The organism is Pseudanabaena sp. SR411 (assembly GCF_002251945.1).
Classification (GTDB): domain Bacteria; phylum Cyanobacteriota; class Cyanobacteriia; order Pseudanabaenales; family Pseudanabaenaceae; genus Pseudanabaena.
In genome coordinates this window covers 41871-49819 of sequence record NZ_NDHW01000108.1, presented here as the reverse complement: position 1 = coordinate 49819, position 7949 = coordinate 41871, and the positions used below count along the sequence as shown (strand labels likewise).

The following is a 7949-nucleotide window of genomic DNA, read 5'->3' as shown; positions in this document are numbered from 1 at the left end:
TCCGTCAGGCTTTCGCCCATTGCGGAAAATTCCCCACTGCTGCCTCCCGTAGGAGTCTGGGCCGTGTCTCAGTCCCAGTGTGACTGGTCATCCTCTCAGACCAGTTATCGATCGTCGCCATGGTAGGCCATTACCCCACCATCTAGCTAATCGAACGCAAGCTCATCTACAGGCATTAAAACTTTCACCCGAAGGCATATCCGGTATTAGCAGTCATTTCTAACTGTTGTCCCGAACCTATAGGTAGATTCTTACGCGTTACTCACCCGTCCGCCACTAAGTCCGAAGACTTCGTTCGACTTGCATGTGTTAAGCATACCGCCAGCGTTCATCCTGAGCCAGGATCAAACTCTCCATGGTGTCTTTATACTTTCAGAATTGCTTCCTACTTTTCTAAAGCTTTTTTCCTTTCGGATGGGTTTGACTTTTTTAAGCTTTTCGCTTATCCTGTCGGATAGCTAGTTATCTTTCAATAATCTAGTCTTTTTTATTTCTTGACGAGGTTTATTGGTTTCTTAAAGCTTTCAAACTATTTGGTTGTCTAGGTTCTTAGCGCTTTTCTTGTGTCGGGTTCGCTTCGCTTTCGCTCGCCTCTCCCTTCAGCGCTTTATTAAGTTAGCAAGGTTACAATGCTTTGTCAAGCGTTTTCTTAAAGAAAGTTTTGAGAATAGTTTGCTTTGGCTCGTCTATTCCTTATGGTAGAAGGATTCTAGGCTCCAAAAAAAATTAGGATTTAGGCAATGCTGCTTCAATTGATTTAGTTACAAGAGCTTGAACTGCTTCTACACCTTCCCATCCTCTGATTTCCGTGACTTTCTTTTCTAGGTTTTTATAGGAACGGAAAAATTCAGCAATTTCTTCAAGGCGATGAGGGGCAATGTCGGCTAAGGTTTTGACATCAGCGTAGCGGGGATCTTTGGCAGGAACACAAAGGATCTTTTCGTCGCGATCGCCGCCATCAATCATGATCAGCATACCGATGGGACGTGCGGGAATAACGCAACCAGGGAATGTGGGTTGATCCATGATCACCATGCCATCAAGGGGGTCGCCATCATCAGCAAGGGTGTTGGGGACAAAACCATAGTCATAGGGATATTGGACCGAGGAATAAAGGACGCGATCAAGAGCGAAGGCATTGAGGTCTTTGTCGAATTCGTATTTATTTTTGCTGCCTGCGGGAATTTCGATCAGGACGTTGAGGATACCTGCTTTGGGTTGGGGGGGAATGCGCGATAAGTCCATTGAGTACTCCTTGATTTAGTTTTAGTTTTTGAGTTTTTATTTTTCTACATATGACAGATGCTAGTCGCTTAGGAGATCGCAGGCTGTCTAGAAAAAGTATAGCGATCGCAAGTACCGTTAAGACATAAAAACCAGAAAGATATAGCAACGCTAGGCGTTGCTATATCTTTCTGGTTTTTATGTTGATAGTACCAATTCATAAAAGCTTGACGGCTCTTGTGTGAATTAAGTGAATTGAAAAGTAACCCCAGTAAGTTTTTTTAAAGCAAAAAACGACTACGCCGTTTTTTGCTTTGGCATGAGTGTCTGCGGAAATTGTATTTGAGGTTAATTAGTTACGCTGATATTCACGTTAAGAAAAGTATGCTTTACTGTGATGCATGTGAAGTGTGAGGATGTGCATGTTTTTGCAGCAAGAAGCTCGGTTCCCTATTGGTGTTTTTGATAGTGGGGTTGGGGGACTTACGGTTTTACAAGAAGTTCATCGCCAATTGCCTAATGAGTCTGTGGTTTATTTCGGTGATACAGCAAGATTGCCCTACGGGAAGCGATCGCCTGCTGAGATCATTGAGTATGTGTATGAGATTTTGCACTGGATGCAGTCTGAGCAGGTCAAAATGGCAATCATGGCTTGTAATACCAGTTCGGCTTTAGCATTAGATATAGTGCGAAAGGATTTTGATTTGCCGATTTTGGGGTTGATTTTGCCAGGGGCGAGAGCAGCGGTGGGTAAAGGCAAGCGGATTGGGGTAATTGCCACGACCGCGACTGTCAAAAGTGAAGCTTATGTAAGGGCTATTTGTGAAAGCGATCCCCAAGCACAGGTGTTTCAGGTAGATTGTCCTGAATTTGTACCTTTGATTGAATCGGATCGGATCAACGATCCATACACAATGCAAGTAGCCAAGGAATATTTACAACCACTGATTGAGGCAAACATTGACACCTTAGTTTTGGGTTGTACACATTACCCACATTTGTCGGGGGTTTTACGCCAAATTTTGCCGTCTCATGTAGCGCTAGTGAATCCTGCTTCTTATGTGGTGAGGGCTGCGAGCCAAGAGTTAGATTTGATGGGGCTAAGATGCTTAGATAATCGTAGCGATCGCGCTGAAACACGGTTTTTTGTAAGCGGCGATCCAGATCGTTTTGCTCAAGTATCACGACGCTGGTTAGGAAAGACTCCGTTGGTGGAAAAAGTTTACCTATCTCCTGTAGAATTGCTGTCTTAAAGTTTTGATTGGTAAGCTCTAGTCAAGTGGGAGTAATTTTTTGAACCCATATTACAGACAATCGCTATGGCTAATACTGTTAATGGCTGGGGCATGTTTAGGTACACAAGCAATTAATGCTGAAGTGCCACTTGGGTCGCCAGTGCAGGATAATAACCTCCAAGCACAACTACCATCATCAAGCCAGCAGCTACAGTTACGCAATGTCCAAGTTAATGCTGATGGATTTGCCTTACAAATTAATGGCATTCCTCAGATGCGGACATCGAGAGTAGCTAACCCCGATCGCATTATTTTAGATTTACAAGCAACTGAAGTTTCGCCTTATATCCATAACTCCGTAGTGTCTATAAATCGCTACGGGGTACGGCAAGTTAGAGTAGCCCAGTTTCAAAAGTCCCCTGCGATCGCTCGATTAGTTTTTGACCTAGATACTACTAGTCCTATCAATTGGCAAAGTTCTTTTGATCAAGCACGAGGTTTATTAGTACTTCGCCCCATAGATCTGGCAGTAGCTGTAAATACAACCAATAGTTTGCCCCTTAAAGCCTTGCCTGTAGCTAATAATAGCTTACCGACGACTATTGACGGTTTATCGTTTAATGGTTACGGTCAACTGGTAATTCAGGCTAGTCGAGCGATCGCTTATCGGAGCAGCCTAGATTTAGCAAATAATACTTATAGTTTGACTATTCCTGCGACTCGTATTTCATCGCAGTTACGCCGCCCAGTCTTAGGAGCAAATAGCCCCATTGAGCAAATTCGCCTCACGCAGGCGGGTGATGCGGTAGTCGTTAGCGTAAAAATGGTCTCAGGTTGGCAAATTAGTGATGCTGGTCGAACTAATCCCCAAGCGATCGCTTTACAGTTGACAAGTGTTGGACAAGTTACAGCAAGTATTCCCCCAAATACGCGATCGCAAGTTCAACCCAACTATGGGAATGTAACGTCTGGTCGTCAACTAGTTGTAATTGATCCAGGGCATGGTGGTCCAGATGTAGGCGCTACTAGAAATGGAATTTACGAAAAAGATATTGTGCTAGCAATGAGTAAACAGCTCGGCAGGATATTGCAGCAAATGGGATATTCTGTGATGTATACACGCACTGAGGATATTGATCTCGATCTAGAACCAAGAGTGCAGATGGCGGAGAATGCTAGAGCGAGTGCATTTGTCAGTGTTCATGTTAATTCCCTTGATGCAAGTTCATCACAAGTAAATGGAGTTGAAACTTATCATGCGCCTAATGCGTCCTTAGGTAAGAATCTTGCAGAATTGGTACATCAGCAGATTATTGCTAGTACAGGTGCAAATGACCGTGGTGTGAGGTCAGCTAGATTTTATGTAGTTACGAAAACTTCAATGCCTGCAATTTTGGTGGAAACTGGATTTATTACTAATCCATCAGAAGCATCAAGGTTAGTCGACAGTAACTATCAAGGGCGAATGGCCGCAGCGATCGCTCAAGGAATCGATCAATTCTTGAAATCTTACCGAAGATAGATAATATGGGGAACGCCCTAGATCAAAAATCTATCAAGAATCTAGCTGTTCGATCTTCTCAACTTTTAGATCTTTATGCCCACGGGAGAACTACTTTGCGATATCGACAACTAGCAGTTGGAATTTTGATGACTGTAGCTACTGGCTATATCAGCCCTGTCGTAGGGGCGTTACAAGCACAGTCGATCAACAATATATCTAACTTATCTAGTAAAGTTCAACTAAATAGCATTCGAGCAACTAACAATGGCTTAATGCTAACAGTTAATGCTAATCCTCAAATTCGCATCCAAAGGGAGGATAATCCTGATCGCTTAATTGTCGATCTCCAAAATACGAATTTGGCGCAACAGTTACATCAATCAACTCTGCCTATGAACCGACTCGGCATTAAACAAGTCAGAGTTGCCCAGTTTCAGAATAATCCTGCGATCGCCAGACTAGTTTTTGATCTCGATAGCAGTGATCCTAATAGCAAAGTTGCATGGCAAGGTCAGTATATCGCCGCCACTAGCACACTACTACTCACTCCATCAAATCAAACGGCTCAAGCGATACCCATTAATCCCTCCGTCAATCCCAATTTGAGTCTCCCTAGACCAATCAATACCCCCAGCAGTCCCATATCTTCTGCACCTGCAGCGATCGAAAGATTGAGTTTTAGCAGTACTGGGCAACTAATAGTCTCAGCCAACCAACCAGTGAGCTATCGAGCTAATGTTGATCCCACATCAGGCACTTATAACTTAACGGTTGCCAATGCTAGAATCTCGCCCAATTTGCAGCGCCCCAGTCTTGCAGCCAACAGTCCCATCGAAAGAATTCGGTTGACACAAGTAGGAAACTCTGTGGAAATTGGGATCAAAACGATCGCTGGTTGGCAAGTGCGCGAAACTCAACGTCTCAATAATCAACAAATTCAATTACAAGTTTCATTAAATAGCGTTGTTCCGAATAACCAAACACCCTTACCTAATAATAATCCTGTTAACCAAACTGTCCCAAATACAGGCGATCGTCGCCGAGGAGTAATCGTAGTTGATGCAGGACACGGAGGTCGAGATCCAGGGGCAGTAGCTAATGGCATATATGAAAAAAATGTAGTCTTGCCGATCAGCCTAAATTTAGGACAAGCTTTACAGGCAATGGGCTATACAGTTTATTACACTCGTACTAATGATGTAGAAATTGATTTAGAGCCACGAGTTGCCCTTGCAGAACGCATTAGAGCTGATGTGTTTGTAAGTGTTCATGCCAATGCGCTTGCTCCAGGTAATAGCGGCATCAGTGGGATCGAAACCTACCATTCACGCAACTCAACAGTTGGCAAAGAACTAGCTAGCTATGTGCATTCACAGATCATCTCGGCTACAGGTGCAAGAGATCGATCCGTTAGAGGTGCAGGTTTTTATGTAATTGCTAAAACTTCGATGCCTGCAATTTTAGTCGAGACTGGCTTTGTGACTAATCCAACTGAGGCGAGAAACCTCAGCAATCCTAACTATCAAAAACAGATGGCTGATGCGATCGCAAGAGGTATTGATCAGTTCATGCGTGTTCGTGGCAGATAAAAGTCAGATAAAAAGAAGGGTGGCGCAATGCGCCACCCTTCTTTTAAGAAGCAACTCTAGAAAATTCTAAAGGAGATTGAGATTGCTGTTGATGTCTAGCATCGGTAATTAACCAATCTAAGGCTGCTGCTTGCAAGTCAATAGTTGCGCCCGTTTTGTCAACACAATAACGCCCAAACACCAACTTATCAACTAACCGCACATCTGATAAGCGCGAATACTCAAAAATCACACTGCGCTCAACCACAGCACCACTGCAAACATGACAGTTAGGGCCAATCATTGTTGGACCAATGATAGTCGCACCATCCTCTATTTGAGTCATGCCACCAATATAGACAGGTCCACGGATATCCACCTTATCCCAATTCACCGAAACATTTAAACCTGTATAAACGCCTGGTCTAACTTCATGTCCAGGAATATTCACGTTTTTAATTTTGTCTGAAAGGACATCTTGGATTGCTTGCCAATAATCAGGAACTTTACCAATATCTACCCATTGAAAGTCCATGGAAATGGCATGGAAAGGAAGATTAGCTGATACCAACTTAGGAAACAAATCACTGCCAAGGTCAAATTCCACACCTGAAGGCACATAATCGAGAATTTCTGGCTCGAAGATATAGATACCTGTATTGATCGTGTTGCTAAGCGCAGACTCAATACTTGGTTTTTCCTGAAACTGCTTAATTCGACCATCGGAGTCTGTAACTACAACTCCATAGCTCGACACCTGATCTCTAGGAACAGTCTTAGTAATAATCGTAGCTAGAGACTTTTTTTGACGATGCCAGTTAACGGCATAGGTGAGATCGAGATCGATCAGAGCATCACCACAAAGAACCACAAAGGTATCGTCAAAAAATGGAGAGAAATCTTGGATTTTTTTGAGCCCACCAGCCGAACCAAGCGCACTACCTTGGAGTTTGCCATCAATAATAGTTCCTTCAAAGGAATAGGCCATCTGCACGCCAAATTTTTGCCCGTCTCGAAAATAGTTTTCGATCTCTTCTGACAAGTGGCTAACGTTAACCATGATCCGATCAAAGCCGTGCTGTCTTAGTAACTCAACTAAGAACTCCATTACAGGCTTTTGCATGATCGGGATCATGGGCTTAGGCATGATATTCGTGATCGGGCGGATTCTAGTACCTTTACCCGCAGCCAAGATCATGGCTTTCATAAATTACGTTCTCCTCTGACTACGATTAAATGGCCCTTGCATATCTCAGTAATTTGGTTACTATGCTATGTTCAAGCTCCCTAAAAATCCGTCTTATCATACCCTGTAAGCAGTCCTAAAAAATTTAGGGAAAACAAGCGAGCAAGCCTCTAGCGTATATAGACCCTGCTTTGTCTTGACGATCCGACTTTCTAAACATCGATACTACGACTGTTGTATAGACTCATCGCTTTTTCTAGCCCATCCAATAAAATGCTGGTCACTGTAGACTCAGCCAGATCAAGAATTTCGGACAAGATTTTAGTTTCTGTGGACGAAAATCCTCCTAAAACATGGTTCGTGACGTTTTGATTAGCTTTGGAGGCGATCGCCTCGTCACCATGTAATTTACCACCACGCCCAATCCCAAGACGAAGCCGAGGAAAATTCTGCGTGCCAAGATGCGAAATTATCGACTTCATCCCATTGTGTCCACCTGCTGAGCCTGAAGGACGCAATCGCAATTTACCAAGGGGTAGATCCATATCGTCATAGATGACCAAAATATTTGCAGGATTTCCTTTAAACCAATCGGCACAAGCTCGCACCGATTGACCTGACACATTCATATAGGTAGTGGGCTTGAGCAAACGGATTTTACCGCTACTGGCTAATCGACTCGACAATCTACCTTCACCAAAAATGCCGTAAAATCGCTTTTCTTTGCCGAGGGAGATACTCCAAGATGTGGCTAAGCGATCGATCGCCATAAAACCAATATTGTGGCGGGTGCGTTCATATTCTGCACCAGGATTGCCAAGTCCCACGATTAGAGAAATAGATTGAGTCTCAGACATCCGCAGTGGTTACAACTTCCTTAACTTCTGATGGGACAACTATGGGTTCAGTGGTAGATTGGACTGGCTCTGGAGCCGCCGTAGGGGTTATTTCTTCTAGACGAGCAGTTTCGCGATCAGCTTCGCGCTTAAACTCTGATTCAAATTCACGGGAGGCATCTTGAAAACCTTTAATCGCTTTGCCCATGCTACGACCGATTTCTGGCAGTTTTTTGGGGCCAAAAATCAATAGAGCTACAAGCATGATCAGAATCATTTCAGGCAAGCCAATACCGAAAATATTCATGGAGAGTGACCTTAAATTTATATACAACGAAAACTATTGATACATTAAAGGCACGCAGAGCGTGCCTTTAATATTTGCTTAGGATAGCT

Annotated in this window: 7 protein-coding genes and 1 rRNA gene; 3 read left to right on the top strand and 5 right to left on the bottom strand. The window is 43.5% G+C overall.

The window, feature by feature from the left end; genetic code table 11:
- A 16S ribosomal RNA gene (locus B9G53_RS11085) occupies nt 1-360 on the bottom strand; the annotation flags it as partial.
- A gap of 366 nt (nt 361-726) precedes the next feature.
- The gene (locus B9G53_RS11080) at nt 727-1245 is read right to left on the bottom strand and encodes an inorganic diphosphatase (protein WP_009627583.1); all 519 of its coding nucleotides are present in this window, start codon (nt 1243-1245) and stop codon (nt 727-729) included.
- Between the two features lie 401 nt (nt 1246-1646).
- Between B9G53_RS11080 and murI the strand changes: the two genes are divergently transcribed.
- From murI to B9G53_RS11065, 3 genes are read left to right on the top strand one after another with little or no spacing between them, the layout of a single operon-like run.
- On the top strand, nt 1647-2477 hold the full coding sequence (gene murI / locus B9G53_RS11075; RefSeq protein ID WP_094532137.1) for a glutamate racemase: 831 nt from the start codon (nt 1647-1649) through the stop codon (nt 2475-2477).
- 40 nt (nt 2478-2517) lie between these two features.
- Nucleotides 2518-3981: an N-acetylmuramoyl-L-alanine amidase gene (locus B9G53_RS11070; protein WP_141211763.1), complete on the top strand. Its 1464-nt coding sequence runs from the start codon at nt 2518-2520 to the stop codon at nt 3979-3981.
- 5 nt (nt 3982-3986) lie between these two features.
- Nucleotides 3987-5552: an N-acetylmuramoyl-L-alanine amidase gene (locus tag B9G53_RS11065; RefSeq protein ID WP_094532133.1), complete on the top strand. Its 1566-nt coding sequence runs from the start codon at nt 3987-3989 to the stop codon at nt 5550-5552.
- 43 nt (nt 5553-5595) lie between these two features.
- Here the strand turns inward: B9G53_RS11065 and B9G53_RS11060 are convergent, their stop codons facing one another.
- From B9G53_RS11060 to B9G53_RS11050, 3 genes are all read right to left on the bottom strand, one after another.
- The gene (locus B9G53_RS11060; RefSeq protein ID WP_094532131.1) at nt 5596-6738 is read right to left on the bottom strand and encodes a sugar phosphate nucleotidyltransferase; all 1143 of its coding nucleotides are present in this window, start codon (nt 6736-6738) and stop codon (nt 5596-5598) included.
- Between the two features lie 191 nt (nt 6739-6929).
- A complete protein-coding gene (gene pth, locus B9G53_RS11055) occupies nt 6930-7574 on the bottom strand; it encodes an aminoacyl-tRNA hydrolase (protein ID WP_094532129.1) in 645 nt (214 codons plus the stop codon).
- Entirely contained in the window at nt 7567-7860 is a 294-nt protein-coding gene (locus tag B9G53_RS11050; protein WP_094532127.1) for a TatA/E family twin arginine-targeting protein translocase, read from the bottom strand. Before B9G53_RS11050 ends, pth begins: the two co-directional genes overlap by 8 nt.
- Nucleotides 7861-7949: the final 89 nt, after the last annotated feature.